This is a genomic window from Bradyrhizobium sp. 172 (assembly GCF_023101065.1).
GTDB classification, from domain to species: domain Bacteria; phylum Pseudomonadota; class Alphaproteobacteria; order Rhizobiales; family Xanthobacteraceae; genus Bradyrhizobium; species Bradyrhizobium canariense_D.
The window spans coordinates 664,606-682,223 of record NZ_CP064701.1 but is presented as its reverse complement, the minus strand read 5'-3'; the positions used below and the strand labels follow the sequence as shown (position 1 = coordinate 682,223).

The window sequence follows — 17,618 nt, the reverse complement described above, 5'->3', positions numbered from 1 at the left end:
TATGCTCGGACGATGACGAGTTTCCCCCGCTACGCGATCTATTTTGCCGCAGGCAGCGACAGCGCGCTCACCCGCTTCGGCGCGGAGTTGCTCGGCTACGATGCCTATACCGGCAACGAGCTGCCGTTTCCCGCCGACGCATCGCGTCTCGCGCCGGACTGGCGTGATGTCACCGCCGATCCCCGCAAATACGGCTTTCACGCCACGCTGAAGGCGCCGATGGCGCTGGCGTCCGACAGGCGCGAGGTCGAGCTTGTTGCGGCCTGCGCGACATTCGCCGGCAGGGCACGCGCAATTCCGGTGATCCGCCCGGTCGTCGATTCCATCAGCGGCTTCATCGCCGTCATTCCCGGGGAGCCGGTCGGCGAACTCCAGCAGCTCGCCGCCGATTGCGCGCGCGACTTCGACTCCTTCCGCGCGCCGCTGAGCGCGGAAGACCGTGCGCGGCGCAAGCCGGAGAAGCTGAGCGAACGGCAGCGCCACTATCTCGACCGCTGGGGCTATCCTTACGTGATGGAGGAATTCCGTTTCCACATGACGTTGACGGGCCGGCTCGACGTGGAGCGGCGCGGGCCGATTCTGGAAATGCTGCAGGGAAGGTTTGCTGCGCTCGGCCTCAAGACGCTTGCGATCGATCGCGTCGCGCTGTTCAAACAGGACCACGCCAAGGCTCGCTTCCGCATCATCGGCGAGTGGGCTTTGACCCAGTAAGTGTCAGTGCCAGCTCGCGAGATTGAAGCCGAAGGCCACAACGCCAACCAGAATGAGGCTGGTGGCCCAGATTACATCCAGATTGAACCAGCTTCGCGAGACGAACCTCAATCCCAGATGGCGGTAGACCAGCCACGCCAGACATCCGCCGGCGCTGACCATGGCAGCGACGTGCACCAAAGACACCAGAACCGCCATCCCGAGACTCGCCTTCATCAGCGCGCCGGCGGCCTCATGGCCGGCATCGAGTTCGAAGGCCTGGCAGAGCCCGAGATAGATCGGCACGAGCATCAAGGCGGCGCCGTGAGCAATGGCAACGGCAAATGACCAGAGCGCCAATTGCGTCGGCGGAATTCGTGCCAGCGCGCGCGGATGGCGCCGCTCGACCAGCCGATAGACGCCGAAGCCGATGACGAAAAGGCTCGCGCCGAGCTGGATCGAACGCTGCCACTCGGCCAGCACGAGCAGGAACGCGAATGGCAGCAGCACGAGAAGCGTTGCCAGGAGATGTCCGGCGGCCAGAGCCCACAACGCACGAAAGAGCGCGCGCGGGCTCTTGTCCATGAGCCCGGCCGAAACGGCGAGCGGCCAGCCCATTCCCGGATTGACCCCGTGATAGAGACCGCTCGCAACAAGAGCGAGCCACAGCCAGCCGAGGCTCGCGTGTGCCCAATCTAGGCCGACGGGTAGCAAAAGGAGTCCGTCGAACAATCGCCGCCCTCCAGCCTGATCTGGTGCGCACGATATCCGTCGGGGAAGCTCACGAAGTAGTTCTTGTCGAGCTCGAAGCCACCATTGCGACCGACATTGGCCATGACTTCCAAACCCGGAACGCCATCGGGATAGAACTGGTCATCCCAGGTGGAATAGAGCGAATTGGTCCAGTACACCCGCCTGCCGTCCCGGCTGATCTCGACCATCTGCGGACCGGCCGCAAATGCCTTGCCGTTCGGATGGGGGGTGCGGCGCGCGATGCCGCCGATGTGAACCGAGCCCGCAAGCTTCGGCTTTCGCGGATCACTCACGTCGTACTGGCGCATTTCACCCGTGCCCCAGCACGAGACATAGAGAAAACGATCATCCATCGACAGGTCGATGTCGGTCACCAGCGGCGGCACGGCGCCAAAGCCCTGAAGCAGCGGCGGGAGCTTCTCCTTTGGCGCAGGCTCGGGCGGGATCGTCGCCGTCTTCTCCGCATGGAATTTTCCGCCTTCGCGCCACCAGGTCCAGATCGAGGCTTCGAGATTCGTGGTGTCGACCACAACGCCTACAAAGCCGTATTCGCGAACCGGATCGTGCGCCGGCCGTACCTCCAGCGCCATCTGATGATTGGCGCCGAGGTCGATGGTCTGCACGTTGCGACGGGCGCGGAGATCCCAGAAGTGGAGACGATGGCCATATTTGTTCGCCAGCAGATCTTCCGGGACGATCCCGTTCTCGAACTGCGGCGGCAATGCCCATTCGCTCGTCACCATGTAGTCGCGCGGCAGGTTCCACCAGAAATCATAGTGCAGCGTCTGCGGACCGCGGTCGATCTCCCATCGTCCAAGGACCTCGAACGTCTCGCAATCCATGATGAAGACGCCTGGAGGCCCGTTGGTGCCGTCCTTGCCGCCGCCGCCGAGCGTGCTCACATAGACGCCGTCCGGCCCGCAATGGATGGTGTGCGGCCGCGAATAGCCGGTCTTTTTGAAGACTTCCTCGGGCTCGATGATCTTGTGGATTTTGGCTTTGGTCGGATCGGGCTTGGTATCGATGATGTAAATCCGCGACGAGCGCAGCCCGGGGATGATGAGATAGCGCCGCTCGATGAAGGCATGCCCAGTGAGCGGCGACAAGGCGGAGGAGCAGGCATTCCAGCCGAAGTGATGAAACTCATCGCCCTTGTTGGGCATCGTCACGGTGTGGACGATCTGGCTGTAGGTCGGCGATCCCGGCTTGGCGTCGATCACCGCGAGAGCATCCGGTTTCGAGAAATCCGGACTGAGCAGCAACGTGTAGGCAAAGTTCTCCGCAGGAGCTTCCATCGCAAGCTTGGGCGATGCGTGAAAGGTGGGATCCGGCCTCATCGTCATGGCACTGCCTCCCTGTTTCGTTGGTTCGCACCAACCTGGTTCGGAATAGCGGCATAATGAAGAGCTGTTGCGCGATGTCTTGAGTTGCTCCGCGGGCCAGGTTGGCGAGCGTACAATATGTCATCGCCGGGCTGCGGGAAACCGCCCGAACCGCGTTAATTCGACGCCTTCAGCCAGATGGAAGCTGGCGGGATCAGGCCAGGGGTGCGCACCTCACACTCAGCGTCGTCCCGGCCTTCGCCGGGACGACAGCGTTGCGCTACTTCCCCCACCTCAACGCCAGCGCATCGCGCTCCTTGGCCAACTCCAGCAGCCCGGCCCGCGTCGCCGGGTGCAACGGCTGGAGCGGATGCCGCACCGTGTCCGACTTGATCACGCCGCCGGCCTGCATCATCGCCTTGCAGGCGATCAGGCCGCATTGGCGGTTTTCGTAGTTGATCAGCGGCAGCCAGCGTTCGTAGGCGGCTTTGGCCTCTTCACGCTTGCCGGCGAAATAGGGATCGACGATCTGGCGGATGCCGTCGGGATAGCCGCCGCCGGTCATCGCGCCGGTGGCGCCGGCATCGAGATCGGCGAGCAGCGTGATCGCTTCCTCGCCGTCCCAGGGACCCTCGATATCGCTGCCGCCGGCGTCGATCAGGCTGCGCAGCTTTGCAGCCGCGCCCGGCACCTCGATCTTGAAATAACGGATGTTGGCGAAATCGCGCGCCAGCCGCGCGAGTAGCTCAACCGACAGGGGGGTGCCGGCGACAGGCGCATCCTGGATCATGATCGGAATCTTGATCGCGCCCGACAGCACCTTGAAGAATTCGACGACGCCTTTTTCGGGCACGCGGAAGGTGGCGCCGTGATAGGGCGGCATCACCATGACCATGGCGGCACCGGCCGCCTCGGCCTGCCGGCTGCGCGCGGCGCAGACGGCCGAGCTGAAATGCGTGGTGGTGACGATCACGGGAACGCGGCCCGCGACATGCTCCAGCACCGCATGCATCACGGTCTCACGCTCGGCATCCGTGAGCACGAACTGCTCGGAGAAATTGGCGAGAATGCACAGACCGTTCGAGCCTGCGTCGATCATGAAATCGATGCAGCGACGCTGTCCCTCAAGGTCGAGTTCGCCGCGCTCGTCGAAGATGGTGGGTGCGACCGGGAACACGCCGCGATAGGGGCGCTGGGCCTTGTGGTGGGGCGTGACCGGCATCGAACTCTCCATCCCTGATATCTCTTACATCTGCCGCGACGCTCGCACAGCGCCACAGATGTACCCGCCGCGCGCATCGGCGGCAATGCCGATCGCGCGACGTAAGGACGGAAGATTGTCGAAGCTATGCGGTCCTCACCGCGCCCAAAAAGCCCTCGACCGCGACGCGGAGACGATCGGCGTCGGCGGACATTTTCGTCACGGACACCGACAGGACCGAACCGGCATTGCCGGTCTCCTGGTTCAGCCTGGCGACGCTGCCGATGGTGTCGGTGACCTCGCGGGTTCCCTGCGCGGCCTGCTGGAAGTTGCGGGAGATCTCGGTGGTGGCCGCACGCTGCTGTTCGACCGCTGCCGCGATCGCCGTCATCTTTTCGTCGATGCCGCTGATCGCGCCGCCGATCGCGCGGATGGCCGCGACCGCCTGGCCCGTCGCGCCCTGGATCTCCGCGACCTGGCGGGAGATTTCTTCCGTCGCCGTCGCCGTCTGCGAAGCGAGGCTCTTGACCTCGCCGGCGACCACGGCGAAGCCGCGGCCGGCCTCGCCCGCGCGCGCGGCTTCGATGGTGGCGTTCAACGCCAGGAGATTGGTCTGCCCTGCGATGGCGTTGATCATCTTCACGACCTCGCCGATGCGGCCAGCGGTCTGATCGAGGATTTCGACCGTCGCATTGGTCTGCGCTGCCTGCGACACGGCTTCGCGGGCCTCGCGGGCGCTGGCCTGCACCTGCGCGGAGATCTCGCCGACGGACGCCGAGAGTTCTTCGGTCGCCGCTGCGATGGTCTCGAGATTGTTGGTGGCCTGCTCGGCGGAGGAGGAGACCGCCGCGGTCTGGCTGCTCGATTCCGAAACCAGTGAGCGGACGTCAGTCGCGGTGGCATCGAGCTCCTTGGTCGACGCCGCAACGCTGTGAATGACGGCTTGCACGGTGTCGTCGAAACTGCGGCAGGCCGCATCGACGGTGCCGGAGCGGGCGAGCTGGAGCGCCTGCTGCGATTCGCGCTCCTGGCCCAGGCGTTCCGCGGTCGCCGCGCTCTCGCGCAGGCTTTCGAGTGCGGCCGCCATGGTGCCAAACTCGTCGGGATACCTGGATTGCGGGACGGGCGTCGCGTAGTCGCGGGCGCTGATCTTGGCGATCGCGTCCAGGATGGCGCGCACCGGGCGCATCAGGCGATTGCGCACCACGTACACGCCGGTCAGGGTCACGGCCAGCGCGAGCAGGAACGCGAGCGACTGCACGACGAGATTGGTGAGCGCCTTGGCCTGCACCGTTTCCGCCCGGACGATCGACTGGTCGAGCGCCTTGTTCGCCACCGCGACGATGGACGCAAAGGGTGACTGACACAGCGTATTCCATTCCGCGGCGGGCATCGCGGGCTTACCGCTGCCGTCGAAATTCTTGGTGAGGTCGCCGATCTGCTTGAGGGCACCGTCGGTCTTGGCCTTCGCGTCCGCCGCTGCCGTCACCAGCTCCGCCGCCACGCCGGGCGCGGCCAGCAACTCGGCCATGCCCGCCCAACCGGAGGCGATCGTGCCATCCCATTGCGCCACTGACCGCTTCTGAGCGTCGTCGAGCGGCTTGCTGGCGTTGACGTTGGAGCGAAGGGACGAACAATGGATACCATAACGATCGCGCACCTGCCAGGCGAAGCGCCGGACCTGGATCATGCGGGCGATGAAGGGGTCGTCCATCCAGGCGCGGTTCGACACCGCGGTGGAAGCGAGGTTGGCCGTTTCGATCACCTTGGTGACGCCATCATACCAGGAGTTGGTGCGCTCGATCTTGCGCTCCGCGCGCGGGCGCTTGGCCTCGTCGTAGAACAGCTGGAACTGCGGCGCGGCGGCGCTCCAGCCCTGCTTCAATGTGCCAGCGAGTTCGTCGCGGCGGGCGAAATCGACGGTGGCGAGCGCGGCGCCGATGGCGTCATAGCCGCCCTGCTCGGCCTTCTCCGCCGCCTCGAGTTTTGCTCGCGGATCATCCTCGCCGAGGATCGCGCTCTGGGCATCGCCGCGATTGTTGCGCAGCGCCAGCACGCCATGGAAGATCGCCTTGTCGGCCGCGGCAAGCCGCGCGGTCTCGAGGCTGTCGCTATAGCGGCCGAACGCCCCAACCATCTGGATCGCCGTGGAGGCCAGCGCACCCGCAGCCAGCAGGGCCATCAAGGTCAGAAGGAGCGAACTTACCGATTTCTTAAACATTGCCATGGTGTCGGGGGCCTGGGTCGGGGGCCTATTCTTTCGAGCGCCACCTTGCCCGCGACATGCCAATGTTCCGTTAAGGTTTTAATCGAATGGGCGTGAGTTTCCGGCCCGACGAGCCTCAGCGCAGTCCCGGATATCACGCAACCTTGGTGAAATCCGGCGGGCGGCGTTCCGCGAACGCCGTGAAGGCCTCGCGCGCCTCAGCGGTGCGCAGGCGCAGCCCGAACTGCTCGCCTTCGGCATTCATCTGCGCGACCAGCGTCTCGCCGTTGCGCATCAGCTTCTTGGTGGCGGTGAGTGCGCCGGCCGGCTGACGGGCAAGACGCTGCGCCAGCGCGAGCGCCTCGGCATCGAGCTTGTCGAGCGGCACGACGCGGTTGGCGAGCCCCCATTCCAGCGCGGATTTGGCCGGCACCGTCTCGCCCAGCGCGAACATCTCGTAGGCCCGCGCATAGCCGATGCGCGCCGGCATCAGCAGGCTGGAAGCTGCTTCCGGCACCAGTGCGAGGCTGACGAAGGGCGTCGACAATTGCGCGTTGGCGGCAAGCACGACGAGGTCGCAATGCAGCAGCATCGTGGTGCCGACGCCGACGGCGCGGCCCTGCACCGCGGCCACCAAGGGCCGGGAGCAGCGCGCCAGCGACTGGATGAAGCGCACGACGTTGCGGCTTCCTTCCGACTTGCCCGCCGCGACCGCCGCGAACTCGCCGACATCGTTGCCGGCGGTAAACATGTCGCCTTCGCCGCGGATCAGGATCACGCGGACCGACGGATCGTGCTCGGCTGATTCGATGGCATCGGCGAGCTTGCCGTACATCGCATCCGTCAGCGCATTCTTCTTGTCGGGGCGTGCCAGCGTGAGCGTGAGAATTCCGCCGTCGTTCCGGATCCGGACGTGCTCGGTCATGGGTCTCTCCTCTATTCCTATGGATCTCTAGAAAGCTCTGTTGAAAGCTGTCTTGGAAACTTGTCCTGAATGCTGGTCAGCCAGCGCGCGACGATATCGATCTCCGCACTGGTGAATCCGTCCGTCAACGCCGCGTTGACCCGTGCCGCGCTGGCCTTCGCCTGCGCCAGTGCCGTCCGCCCCTTCGGCGTCAGCCAGACGCGCCAGGCGCGACCATCCTCGTGATCCGCGCGCCGCTCGACCAGTTTAGCCGCCGCCGTACGGTCGACCAGCCCCGAGATGCCGGCCGGCCCCATGTCGAGCGCCGCGCCCACCTCACCCATCAGGACGCCGTTCTGCTTGCCGAGGATGAACAGCAGCCCCGCTTGCGCCGGCGTGACCTCGCTCGAAGGCTGCGCCGCCATCCAGCGCTGCACGCGCCGCTGCGCCACGCTCAACAGGTAGATCAACCGATGGTGTCTCGCGCCCTCGTCTTTATTTCGCATGCGAAATAGATAATCGAGGCGGATCAGATTGTCAAAGGACGGCAGCTGGACATGTGCCGCGGCAGTCGTCGAGGAACAGGGCCGCCCCGGCGCACCAGGACCTCACCCACCAATCGCAATTAGCCGCCGCCGTCACGCTTGACGGCCGCTTCCCTTTATGTTCTCTATTCGTTCTATTCAATCATAGATTGTCCCGGAGGCCTTTCGTGATGAACAGTATGCGTGGCGAGAACCAGCCGACCCAGCTCATAATTCATAATGACGATGATACGCCGGACCAATTCGTGATGGATCTGCTTCGGCAGGTTTTCGGCAAATCAGACCGTGAAGCGACCGCGCTGATCACCCAGATCGAGCAGAAGGAAAAAGCGGTTTGCGGACCTTACCCGCAATCGGTTGCCGAAGCCCTTTTCAAATCTGCGCAACAATCCATCGAATTGGCCGGCCACCAACTGCAGGTCACGCTAGAGGCGGTCAAGAGTCCTTGCGAACTCTGTGGCAAGCCTGAGGGACAGACCGACGTTCGTATCGGCAGCCGCACGGTCTGGCTGTGCAGCGAATGCATGCGTGCGGCGGATGAGCCCTCGAACGAGCGAGAGGAGAATTTCGACTTTGCATGCGACATTCTCGATTGGCACCTTGCCAGCACTGCGCGCAGCAAACTCGTGACCACGATCCGCCAATTTCCCGGCCACATGCGGGTCGATCTCCAGGCCGCCGTCGACCGGCTCTTCGGCAAGGCCATCCGGCTGGTGGGACTGAACGAGGAGCAGCGCTACGAAACGCTGTCGATTCCACGACTGCTCAAGGAGGGCCGCTATGCGATCGCGATTGCCCCGCTGCAATATTCCGACGTCGACGTAGGCGAGAAGAGCCCGGTCAAGTGTCTGGATAACGGGCTGTGGCTGTGTGAGCAGGATCATCTCCGCTATGCGGTTTTGCTCTGCGCACACCGCGAATACAGTCGCGAGCCCGGAATTCGGATCGAAATCCTGGTACCCTCAGGTTCCGCAGGCGCGGCTCTCGTCCAGCAATGCTTCAGTGAATTGGAAGAAGCCGTACAGGCTGCGCGGACCTATCGCGGCAAGATCCTGTCGCTCGATGCCGATTCCGACTATCGCGGTCGCTCGCGCGGCATCACGGTGCATCGCTTGCCGCAGGTCGCGCGCGACGAGGTGATCCTGCCGGAGCAGACCCTGCGGCTGCTCGATCGCAACGTTCTGACCTTCGTCAACACCCGAGACCAATTGCGCCGGCTGGGTCAATCGACACGCAAAGGCATCTTGCTGTACGGGCCGCCGGGCACTGGCAAGACCCACACGATCCGTTATCTCGCAACGCATTTGCCCGGGCATACGACGCTGATCATCACGGCCGAGCAGATCGGTCTGCTCGGCGCCTATATGAGCCTGGCACGGTTGCTCCAGCCGTCGATGGTGGTGATCGAGGATGTCGATCTCATCGCCCGCGACCGCGATGACATGGGGCCGTGTGAGGAATCCATGCTGAACAAGCTGCTCAACGAGATGGACGGGCTGAAGGAAGACGCCGACATCCTGTTCGTCCTGACCACCAACCGGCCGGAGGACCTCGAGGGAGCTCTCGCGGGTCGCCCCGGCCGCATCGATCAAGCCATCGAAGTGCCGCTGCCAGACGAGACCGGCCGCGGCAAGCTGGTCCGGCTCTACGGCAGGGGATTGCCGCTCGAGGGGGCCGTGATCGCGGAGGCTGCCCGACGCAGCGAGGGCACGAGTTGCGCCTTCATCAAGGAGCTGATGCGGCGGCTGGCGCAAGGAAGCATCGCGCGGGACGGCGGCAACACCGTGATCTCGGCCGATATCGACGAGGCGCTTGACGACATGCTGTTCTCCGGCGGCCGGCTTAACGCGCAGCTGCTCGGCGGCGCGCAGGCAATGGCCACCGGGTGACGCTCCGAAGTGGCGCGCCTGCTACGGCGCGCACATGAAGCTCGACGCCTCCGTCACTGGGCCGCTCTTGTAGTGCGGCCAGGCCGGCCAGCGGCACAGCGGCAGCGCGCGAAGCGTCGCAAACGACGGCGCCTCGACCTTCTGCTCGGTAACTTCCAGATCGCCGGGCGCCCTGCCCTTTTCGACCCAGTCGACCAGCACGCTCAGCATGTCGACATTGGCCGGCGCGCCGGAGCCGACATGGTCGACCCCTGGCGCGGTGTAGAGCCGCGCGAACTCGGCCGTCTCGGCTTTGCCGACCTTGCGTTCGACGTTCTCGAAATAGCGGATGCCGGCATAGGGGCTTTGCGCGTAGTCCGCCATATGTTCGAGCATGATCAGCCGGCCGCCGCGAGCGCGGAAGCGGCTGAGGTCGGGGTCGGTGGAATCCATCAGGCTGGAGACCTCGAGCAGCCGCGCCTTGTGCGCTTCGGGCTTATACGTCGTCACGTCGAGCTTGGGATCGCGCGCGAACACGTATTGGATGCCGCCGGCGCCGTAGATCCAGGCGATGCCATTATTGGGCGCGGGCGGCTGCGCGGGAGGCGCCGTGCCAAGCCACCACGCGACCCAGCCGCCGGTCGGGCCGACCGCCGGCGTGTCCTCGCCCGACACGCCCCAGCCCGGATAATCGTCGAGGCCATTGGCGAGCGCGAACGGGAATTTGTAGGTCGCATGCAAGGTCTCGATCGCCTTGATCTGTGCGTCGGTGAGGCACTGATCGCCCGTCTTGCCGCTCGCGCAACGCAGCGTCTCCACCTTGAAGGCCGCCTTGCAGGAAACGGGATCTTGCACCAGCGCGTCATCGGAGCCGTCGGCCTTGTCGCAAGCGGCCCGCACGGCATCGCCGACTAGCTTCACCTGCGCCGGATTGATCCAGCCATCACCCATGGTCACGAGCCCCGAACGCGTGCCGGCATGCTGCAGGCCGACCCAGTTGATGACGGGCACGCGAGCAAAGATGCCGTCGAAATCATCAGGGTAGCGCTGCGCCATGGTGAGGCCTTCGCGGCCGCCTTCGGACGACCCCATGAAGTACATTTTCTCCGGCGCCTTGCCGTAAGCGCGCTGCATCAGCGCGACGGCGGCATCGCGCACCTTCTTGTAGGCGCGATGGGCGAAATTCTCGAAGGCTTCGTCGTTGAGCGCGAACAGCTGCGGCGGCTCGCCCGGCTTGGACTCGTGACCGGAATCGGTGCCGTAGGTGACGAAGCCGCGCGCGAGCGGCGACGGCTTGTCGAAGGGATAGGCCGGCGGCAGCGCCAGGCCCGTGATCAGCACGCCATTGAATCCGCCGCCGCCATATTGCAGCGAACGGCCGTTCCATTCGACGGGCAAATTGACCTGAAACTTGATCGGCGGCGCCTTGGGATCGGTGGGATCGATGTGGCCGAGCACCTTGCAGAAGCCGGGATTGGCGGGCGTGACGCGCCCCGACGGCGTCGGGCCGCGTTCGGCGACGGCCAGTTGCGACGGCGCCAGCAACGTCGCCGAATCCACCTTCACGGCGTCAGCGCCGCCGACGAGGCCCTTGCAGACAGTGTCCGCATCCTCAGTCAGCGTCACCGCTGAAGCGGAATTCGCGCCCAGCGCGCCCGCTGCGCCCACCAGCAATGCGCACAGCTTCACATGGATTTGCGCCATCGTTTCCCCCTGAGTTTCTGTTCGTTATGTCAGCAGGCCGCATTCAAGGCGCCCTGCGGCCGCTCGTCAATGCAGTGCTAGTGCTCAAACACCAGCCGCGCGCCGACGGTGCCGTCGAGGGCGCGGATCTGCTGGAGCAGCGCGCCTGAATCCTGGCCGCCGAGGTCGGCATCGAGCACGACGTAACCGAGGTCGCCGGAGGTCTCCAGATACTGCGCAGCGATGTTGATGTCGCGCTGGAGGAAGACCTCGTTGAGCCGGCGCAGCATGCCGGGCACGTTGCGATGGACGTGGCTGAAGCGCGCGCCGGAGGGACGCAGATGCAGCTGCACTTCCGGAAAATTCACCGCGCCCGTGGTCGATCCGGTGATGAAAAAGTCGACCAGCTTGCGCGCCACCTCGCCGCCGATGCGCTCCTGCGCCTCCTCGGTCGAGCCGCCGATATGCGGCGTGAGGATGACATTGCCGAGGCCCTGCACCGGGCTGTTGAAGCGGTCCGAATTCGAGGACGGCTCGACCGGAAACACGTCGATGGCGGCACCCGCGAGATGGCCGTCGCGCAGAGCCCCCGCCAGTGCATCGAGATCGACGACGGTGCCGCGGCTGTTGTTGATCAGAAGGGAGCCGGGCTTCATCGCCCGCAGCTCCTTCTCGCCGATCATCCCTGATGTCTCCGGCGTCTCCGGCACGTGCAGGCTGACGACATCGCTCTGCGCGAGCAGCTCCTCCAGCTTCTCGACTGGCTCGGTGTTGCCGTGGCGGAGCTTGTCGGTGCGGTCGAAATAGATCACGCGCATGCCGATCGCCTCGGCCAGGGTCGAGAGCTGCGAGCCGATATTGCCGTAGCCGATGATGCCGAGGGTGCGGCCGCGCACCTCGCGGCTGCCGGTCGCCGACTTGTCCCAGCCGCCCTCATGGGCCGACACCGAGCGCGGGAAAATGCGCCGCAGCAGCATCACGATCTCGCCGATCACGAGCTCGGCGACGCTGCGCGTGTTGGAGAACGGCGCGTTGAACACCGGAATGCCGCGCTTGCGCGCCGCCAGCAGATCGACCTGGTTGGTGCCGACGCTGAAGCAGCCGACGGCGAGAAGCTGGTCGGCCGCTTCCAGGACCTGATCGGTGATCTGGGTGCGCGAGCGGATGCCGAGCAGCGACACGCCCTTGAGCGCCCGCCGCAAATCCTCGCCGTCCAGCGCCTTGGTCAGGCGCTCGACATTGGTGAAACCCGCCGTTCTGAACAGGTCCACGGCGCTGTCATTGACGCCTTCGAGCAGCAGCGCCTTCGCGCTCCGCTCAGGGCTTCGGCCTGGGACTGACATGAAATCTCCGTGGGTCACAGCTTCGCCGCAGCTCATAGACCGCGGGGGATGCGCAGCACAATAGGGTTCGGATACGGGGAGAAGATGGCGGAGCGGTCGTCAGATCACGTAAAACCCGTGCGTCCCGTCCAGACGCAATTGTTCGACCAGGCCATATTCCCAGTCGAGATAGGCCTGCATCGCGCGTTCGTCGACGCCGGTGCCTTCATAGGGGCGGCGGTAGCGGTGGGCGGGGTCGGGCTTGGGCAGGACGTGCGGCGGACCGATTTCGAGCGCGCCGTCATAGCCGCCCTCCCACACATAGACCTCCCAGCCCATCTGCGCGAGCCAGGACGCCGTCATGTCGGCGCGGACGCCCTTATCGTCGGTCAACACGATACGCGCGCCGCGCACCGGTGCGGCCATGTCGGTTTCCTGGACGAGCTGTCCGCCGGGATAGTGGCGAAAGCCCGGGAGATGGCCTGCGGCATATCCCTCGGCGTCACGCACGTCGAAGCGATAGAGCGTGCGATCGGTCTGCGCGACAAGCGCAGCCATCTCGCTCGCGCCGATATGGCGGACACCGGCGCGATAGGCGACGTCGCGCGCATTGGCCGGGCCGCCCTCGAACGACCCGATCGCGCCACGCCTGTTAGCACCATGGTCGAGCGTGTGCCGCGCCAACGTCCAGCCGATGGTGCCGTTGCGCAGCGCCCGGACCTTGTTCGGCACGCCGGCATTGATCAGCGATTGGGTGCCGATGATCGAGCGGGTGCGGCCGGCGCAATTGACGATGATGGTGGTGTCGGCATCGGGTGCCGCCTGTCCTGCCCGCAGCACCAGCTCCGCGCCGGGCACGCTGACCGAGCCCGGAATGTTCATGGTAGCATATTCGTCGAAGCGGCGGACGTCGAGGATGGCAATGTTGGCCTTGTCCGCGATGAGTTTTGCCACCTCGTCGGCACTGAACGAGGGCGTGTGCCTACGCGACTCGACCAGCTCGCCAAAGGCTTTGGAGTAGGAGTTGACGTCCTCGAACATTTGATAGCCCGCGTCGCGCCAGGCCTTCAGTCCGCCCTCGAGCGCGCGGACGTTGGTATAGCCGAGCGCGGCCAGCCGCTCGGCACCCGCGGTGACGAGCCCTTCGCCGTCATCATAGAGCACGATCGGCACATTCTTGCGCGGCAGCCTGACGTCCGCTTCGATCGCAATCCGATCGGCAGCCATGTTGGCGGCGAACAGCGGATGTCCCGTCGCGAAACCAGCCTCGTGCCTGAGATCAAGCAACGCGATCTCCTCGCGGAGCAGCAGTGCACGGCGGATGTCGGCGGGAGTGACGGTGGTGATCTTCATGGCGTAAACCCTGACGAGGATTGGCCATGGGCTTTTGAACGATTGCAGAAGTGTTGGCTAGCCTTTGCGGCAGCCCGTTCATTCGCCGGGAACGAGCCGCCCGAGCCGTGGCTGCGCCAGCCGCCTCAGCTTTCGACGCGACAAATAAAGCAAAACGCCGGTGACCGCGAACAGCGGCATCAGCACAGCCGCGAGCATGAACGCGAGCTTGCCGGGCCAGCCCAGAAATGCGCCGCGGTGGATATCGAGCACGTTCGCGATGGTCTTCTCGCCGAGGGTCTTATCGGAATAACGCTCCGCAGACACGAATTGGCCTGTGATGGCATCGACGCGGAATTCGTCACGGGTGGTGTCGAGGGTCGAGTCTTTCCCCCAGGAGCGGATCCGTATCACCGTGCCCGGACCGGCGGGCAGCGTCAGCAACGCCTTGGAGAAACGGCCGCCCTCTTCGTGCAGGAAGGCGGCCCACGCGCGATCAAAGCCGATCGGCTGTGCCGTCTCGCTGACACCGGCAGCACGCGACGCCTTTGTGGGCATCTTGGGCTGCATCTTCGCCGCGGCGATCTGCGGGCGCGACAGCAACCAGACGACGCCATCCTTGTACCAGTCGAACGAGTACCAGAGCCCGGTGAACGTCATCACCAGATAGACCGGCAGGACCCAGGTGCCGATCACCGCATGCAGCGACCGATGCAGACCGCGGCCACTGAGCCCGAGATTCGGCTTCAGCCACATCTTCACGCTGCCTGCACGACGCGGCCAGCGCAGCACGAGGCCCGAGATCAGCATCACGATCAGGCCGAGCGCGGCCACGCCCGTGATCTGGCGCCCCCAGCCCTTGGCATCGCCGGGAATCAACAGCCAGCGATGAAGCTTGCGCACGGTCGCGAAAAACTCTTCGCCGTCCGGTGTGCCCAACACGCGCGCGTCATAGGGATCGACATAGAGCGAGGACGGCCGCGCGCCTCGTTCGTCGCGGGCGAAGCGCACATGCACCGCGGCGGACGGATCACTCGCCAGCGTCACGGCGGAGATTTTGCCGACGTCCTGCGCCGCAGTCAGGCGCGCAACCAGTTCGTCCGGCATCAGCGCCGGTGCCTGGCGCGGCGCGACCTGCATGATGCCGGCGTTGAGATGATCGACGATCTCGTCCTCAAAACTCATGATCGCACCGGTCAGTGCGATCACGGCGAGCAGCAGCGCCAGCACGAGGCCCGCGATGGAATGGACATGAAGCAGAGCGGCCTTGATCGCGCGCCAGGACTCACGCATCGGCGCGAGCCCTCCTGCTCGGCGCGATCATCCGAAGGGCGTCCCTGCGCGACATGCCCATCGCTAAAACTTCACCGTCGCCGACAGCGAGACCCGCCGCGCGTCGCCGAGGGCGACGTTCAGATTATTGACGGCGGAGGGATAGTAGACAGTGTCGAACAGGTTCTTGACGTTGAGCTGGTAGATCACCGGCGTGTTCTGGTATTTCATCTCATAGGTCGCGAAAATATCGGCGACCACATAAGAGGGCAGGAAGAAGGAGTTGATCGAATCGCCGGGACGATCACCGACATAACGCGCGCCGCCGCCGAGGCGGAGCTGACCCGGCAGGGCTGTGCCGAAGTCATAGACCAGATAGAGCGAGGCCGTGTTCAGCGCGACGTTCTGCAACTTCCTGCCGAGCAGCGTGATGTCCTCGGATGCCGTCACGCGGGCGTCGGTGTAGCCATAACTGCCGATCAAGGCCCAGCTATCGGTGATCCTGCCGGTGACGTCCAACTCGACACCGCGCGAATGGGCACGGCCCACGGTGTGGAGTTCTACCACGCCTGCGCTGTTCGTCTTCGTCGTCTGCACGTTCTTCTTGTCGAGATCGTAGAGCGCCAGCGTGCCGGAGATGCGCTTGTTCAAATCGAACTTGACGCCGGTCTCGTATGACACGCCTTCTTCCGGCGCGACGTTGGAGCCGATCGTGACGCCGATCGGCGCAATGGTCGAATTCGGCTTCAACGATTCAGTATAGCTCGCATAGAGCGATATCTGGTCGGTGAGCTTGAAAATGGCGCCGCCGAGCGGAAGCACCTTGTCCTGGGACACATTGGTGTTGGTGACAAACGGCTTCCCGCGCCCGGCGATCTGGTCGTAGTCCATGTAGCGCACGCCGCCGACCAAGGCGAACCGCTCTGTCAGATGCAACGTGTCCTGGACGAACATCGACCACTGGCCGAGCTTGTCGGTCTGCGCACTGTCTGGATTGGACACCGTCGTTCCCGGCCCGATCAGGCCGTAAACGGGATTGTAGACATTGAAGGCGGGCGTTATCTGCCGGATCAGATTGTCCCGGTAGATGGTGCGATACTGGCCGTCGCCACCGAACACCACATCATTGCGCATGTCGCCGAGCCAGAAGCCGCCTGAAATATAGGACGTTCCATAGCTGGCGTTGCTGAGCGAACCCTGCGTGCCGTCGTTGCTGCGGGTCTCGGCGCCTGTCGTGAAGTTGATGCCGGTGATACGAAGCTGGTTGGCGCTGAAGGTCTCGGTGTTGTAGCTGTAGCCGGCGTAGAGCTTCCAATCATGATTGAAACGGTGCTCGACCGACGCCTGGATCAGGTCCGACGTGCGCCACGTGTTATTGAAGGGCTCGTCGAGCCGGCGCGTCGTGGGAACTGCCAGCGGCGCCTTCGTCACCGGATTGAACGCCGTGCCGCGATCGAACGGATAGATGAACTCGCGATGCTCGTAGTTGAGCTGCACCGTGGTGTCCTGGCCATACCAGGCCAGTGACGGCGCAACCAGCATCTCGCGGTGGCGGCCGAAATTCCGCCAGTAATCCTCGCTGACGCTGTAGCCGATGAAGCGATAGGCGAGGCCTTGATCACCGATCGGACCGGTGATGTCGAGCAAGCCGTCGGCGCCGGTCTTGGAAGCACTGAAGGCCGAACCAAGCAGCGTAACCGAGCCGTGCTGGTACAGCTCCGGCCGCTTGCTGATCGTGTTGACGATGCCGCCGGGATCCATGATGCCGTAGAGCAGCGAGGCCGGCCCCTTCAGCACCTCGACGCTTTCGACTGCGGGATTGAAGCTGCGCCCCTGCACCAGCGGCATGCCGTTGCGCATGATCGAGCCGTCGCGGTTGTCGCCGAAGCCGCGGCGGATGACCGCGTCCTGGCTGCCGGCGAGCGTGTTGGTCTGGGTGATGCCGCTGACGTTGATCAGCGCGTCGTCGATGTTTCGCGGGAGCTGGTCCTTCAGCACCTGCTCGGGCACCACGTTGACGGCCTGCGACGTATCGAGCGGCGAAGCGCCGCTGCGCAGCGTGGTCGCGCTCGGCATCGCGCGGTAGCCGAGCTTGGCGGCCTGTTGCGCGGCGGCTTCCGCGGCCGCGCGCTCCGAGAGCGTCGGCGCTGCGGGTGCGGGATTGCGATTGCGCTGGCGCGCGGCGGTCTGAGCGCGGCGTGGGGACTGGTCCGATGCACGCGCCGCTTTCGGCCGCGGTGCCGGCGCCTCGACCGTCACCGGCGGCAGAGCCGATTGCGCTTGGGCGGCCGTCGCGCTGAAGGAAGGTGCGCCGAGCAGAACGGCTGCTCCAATGAGGAGGACTGCGCAGCTCGTGCCGGCAGGAGTTCGACGGCCGCTGACGCGCTGGCCATCCAGATGAGCACGCACTTTCGATTCACTTCCAAGTCAGACGCAGAAGCTGGCGCGTCTAACAGCCGTTGTTCGTGAAGAGAACCGCAAGCGGCCTTGAATCGCTCTAGTGTTGAATGGTTCTAGGCT

At 64.9% G+C, this 17,618-nt stretch carries 13 protein-coding genes; 2 read left to right on the top strand and 11 right to left on the bottom strand.

Going from position 1 to position 17,618, the window contains the following annotated elements; translation table 11 throughout:
• The first annotated feature begins 12 nt into the window (after nucleotides 1-12).
• The gene (locus tag IVB07_RS03095) at nucleotides 13-711 is read left to right on the top strand and encodes a DUF1045 domain-containing protein (protein ID WP_018453070.1); all 699 of its coding nucleotides are present in this window, start codon (nucleotides 13-15) and stop codon (nucleotides 709-711) included.
• Nucleotides 712-714: 3 nt separating this feature from the next.
• On the opposite strand, the gene IVB07_RS03090 is transcribed toward IVB07_RS03095, so the two are convergent.
• The 6 genes from IVB07_RS03090 to IVB07_RS03065 all read right to left on the bottom strand — a co-directional run bounded on the left by IVB07_RS03090 (nucleotide 715) and on the right by IVB07_RS03065 (nucleotide 7,582).
• The gene (locus IVB07_RS03090) at nucleotides 715-1,308 is read right to left on the bottom strand and encodes a hypothetical protein (protein WP_018453069.1); all 594 of its coding nucleotides are present in this window, start codon (nucleotides 1,306-1,308) and stop codon (nucleotides 715-717) included.
• A 77-nt stretch (nucleotides 1,309-1,385) separates the two neighbouring features.
• Nucleotides 1,386-2,786 (bottom strand): selenium-binding protein SBP56-related protein, encoded by a 1,401-nt coding sequence (locus IVB07_RS03085; protein WP_018453068.1) that lies wholly within the window; start codon nucleotides 2,784-2,786, stop codon nucleotides 1,386-1,388.
• Between the two features lie 259 nt (nucleotides 2,787-3,045).
• The gene (locus IVB07_RS03080) at nucleotides 3,046-3,987 is read right to left on the bottom strand and encodes a dihydrodipicolinate synthase family protein (RefSeq protein WP_026232453.1); all 942 of its coding nucleotides are present in this window, start codon (nucleotides 3,985-3,987) and stop codon (nucleotides 3,046-3,048) included.
• Between the two features lie 124 nt (nucleotides 3,988-4,111).
• On the bottom strand, nucleotides 4,112-6,193 hold the full coding sequence (locus IVB07_RS03075) for a methyl-accepting chemotaxis protein (RefSeq protein ID WP_026232452.1): 2,082 nt from the start codon (nucleotides 6,191-6,193) through the stop codon (nucleotides 4,112-4,114).
• Between the two features lie 133 nt (nucleotides 6,194-6,326).
• A complete protein-coding gene (locus IVB07_RS03070) occupies nucleotides 6,327-7,097 on the bottom strand; it encodes an enoyl-CoA hydratase (protein ID WP_018453065.1) in 771 nt (256 codons plus the stop codon).
• A 17-nt stretch (nucleotides 7,098-7,114) separates the two neighbouring features.
• A complete protein-coding gene (locus tag IVB07_RS03065) occupies nucleotides 7,115-7,582 on the bottom strand; it encodes a MarR family winged helix-turn-helix transcriptional regulator (protein ID WP_026232451.1) in 468 nt (155 codons plus the stop codon).
• Between the two features lie 209 nt (nucleotides 7,583-7,791).
• Between IVB07_RS03065 and IVB07_RS03060 the strand changes: the two genes are divergently transcribed.
• Nucleotides 7,792-9,510, top strand: coding sequence for an ATP-dependent Clp protease adaptor ClpS (locus IVB07_RS03060; protein ID WP_247337563.1), 1,719 nt, complete (start codon nucleotides 7,792-7,794; stop codon nucleotides 9,508-9,510).
• 21 nt (nucleotides 9,511-9,531) lie between these two features.
• Here the strand turns inward: IVB07_RS03060 and IVB07_RS03055 are convergent, their stop codons facing one another.
• The 5 genes from IVB07_RS03055 to IVB07_RS03035 all read right to left on the bottom strand — a co-directional run bounded on the left by IVB07_RS03055 (nucleotide 9,532) and on the right by IVB07_RS03035 (nucleotide 17,507).
• Nucleotides 9,532-11,193 carry a tannase/feruloyl esterase family alpha/beta hydrolase gene (locus IVB07_RS03055; protein WP_018453062.1) on the bottom strand — a complete coding sequence of 554 codons (1,662 nt, stop codon included), beginning with the start codon at nucleotides 11,191-11,193 and terminating at the stop codon, nucleotides 9,532-9,534.
• A gap of 77 nt (nucleotides 11,194-11,270) precedes the next feature.
• Entirely contained in the window at nucleotides 11,271-12,515 is a 1,245-nt protein-coding gene (gene serA / locus IVB07_RS03050) for a phosphoglycerate dehydrogenase (RefSeq protein ID WP_018453061.1), read from the bottom strand.
• A 99-nt stretch (nucleotides 12,516-12,614) separates the two neighbouring features.
• A complete protein-coding gene (locus tag IVB07_RS03045) occupies nucleotides 12,615-13,847 on the bottom strand; it encodes a rhodanese-like domain-containing protein (protein WP_247360871.1) in 1,233 nt (410 codons plus the stop codon).
• Between the two features lie 78 nt (nucleotides 13,848-13,925).
• Nucleotides 13,926-15,119: a PepSY-associated TM helix domain-containing protein gene (locus IVB07_RS03040; RefSeq protein ID WP_018453059.1), complete on the bottom strand. Its 1,194-nt coding sequence runs from the start codon at nucleotides 15,117-15,119 to the stop codon at nucleotides 13,926-13,928.
• 63 nt (nucleotides 15,120-15,182) lie between these two features.
• Nucleotides 15,183-17,507, bottom strand: coding sequence for a TonB-dependent siderophore receptor (locus IVB07_RS03035; RefSeq protein ID WP_247767490.1), 2,325 nt, complete (start codon nucleotides 17,505-17,507; stop codon nucleotides 15,183-15,185).
• Between the last annotated feature and the right edge of the window lie 111 nt (nucleotides 17,508-17,618).

What these genes read in the sequence shown, in the direction of transcription:
- IVB07_RS03045 (WP_247360871.1), bottom strand. Translation starts at nt 13,847, where the DNA reads ATGAAGATCACCACCGTCACTCCCGCCGACATCCGCCGTGCACTGCTG.
- IVB07_RS03040 (WP_018453059.1), bottom strand. Translation starts at nt 15,119, where the DNA reads ATGCGTGAGTCCTGGCGCGCGATCAAGGCCGCTCTGCTTCATGTCCAT.
- IVB07_RS03075 (WP_026232452.1), bottom strand. Translation starts at nt 6,193, where the DNA reads ATGGCAATGTTTAAGAAATCGGTAAGTTCGCTCCTTCTGACCTTGATG.
- IVB07_RS03055 (WP_018453062.1), bottom strand. Translation starts at nt 11,193, where the DNA reads ATGGCGCAAATCCATGTGAAGCTGTGCGCATTGCTGGTGGGCGCAGCG.
- IVB07_RS03095 (WP_018453070.1), top strand. Translation starts at nt 13, where the DNA reads ATGACGAGTTTCCCCCGCTACGCGATCTATTTTGCCGCAGGCAGCGAC.
- IVB07_RS03080 (WP_026232453.1), bottom strand. Translation starts at nt 3,987, where the DNA reads ATGCCGGTCACGCCCCACCACAAGGCCCAGCGCCCCTATCGCGGCGTG.
- IVB07_RS03070 (WP_018453065.1), bottom strand. Translation starts at nt 7,097, where the DNA reads ATGACCGAGCACGTCCGGATCCGGAACGACGGCGGAATTCTCACGCTC.
- IVB07_RS03060 (WP_247337563.1), top strand. Translation starts at nt 7,792, where the DNA reads ATGAACAGTATGCGTGGCGAGAACCAGCCGACCCAGCTCATAATTCAT.
- IVB07_RS03065 (WP_026232451.1), bottom strand. Translation starts at nt 7,582, where the DNA reads ATGCGAAATAAAGACGAGGGCGCGAGACACCATCGGTTGATCTACCTG.
- serA (WP_018453061.1), bottom strand. Translation starts at nt 12,515, where the DNA reads ATGTCAGTCCCAGGCCGAAGCCCTGAGCGGAGCGCGAAGGCGCTGCTG.
- IVB07_RS03090 (WP_018453069.1), bottom strand. Translation starts at nt 1,308, where the DNA reads ATGGGCTGGCCGCTCGCCGTTTCGGCCGGGCTCATGGACAAGAGCCCG.
- IVB07_RS03085 (WP_018453068.1), bottom strand. Translation starts at nt 2,786, where the DNA reads ATGACGATGAGGCCGGATCCCACCTTTCACGCATCGCCCAAGCTTGCG.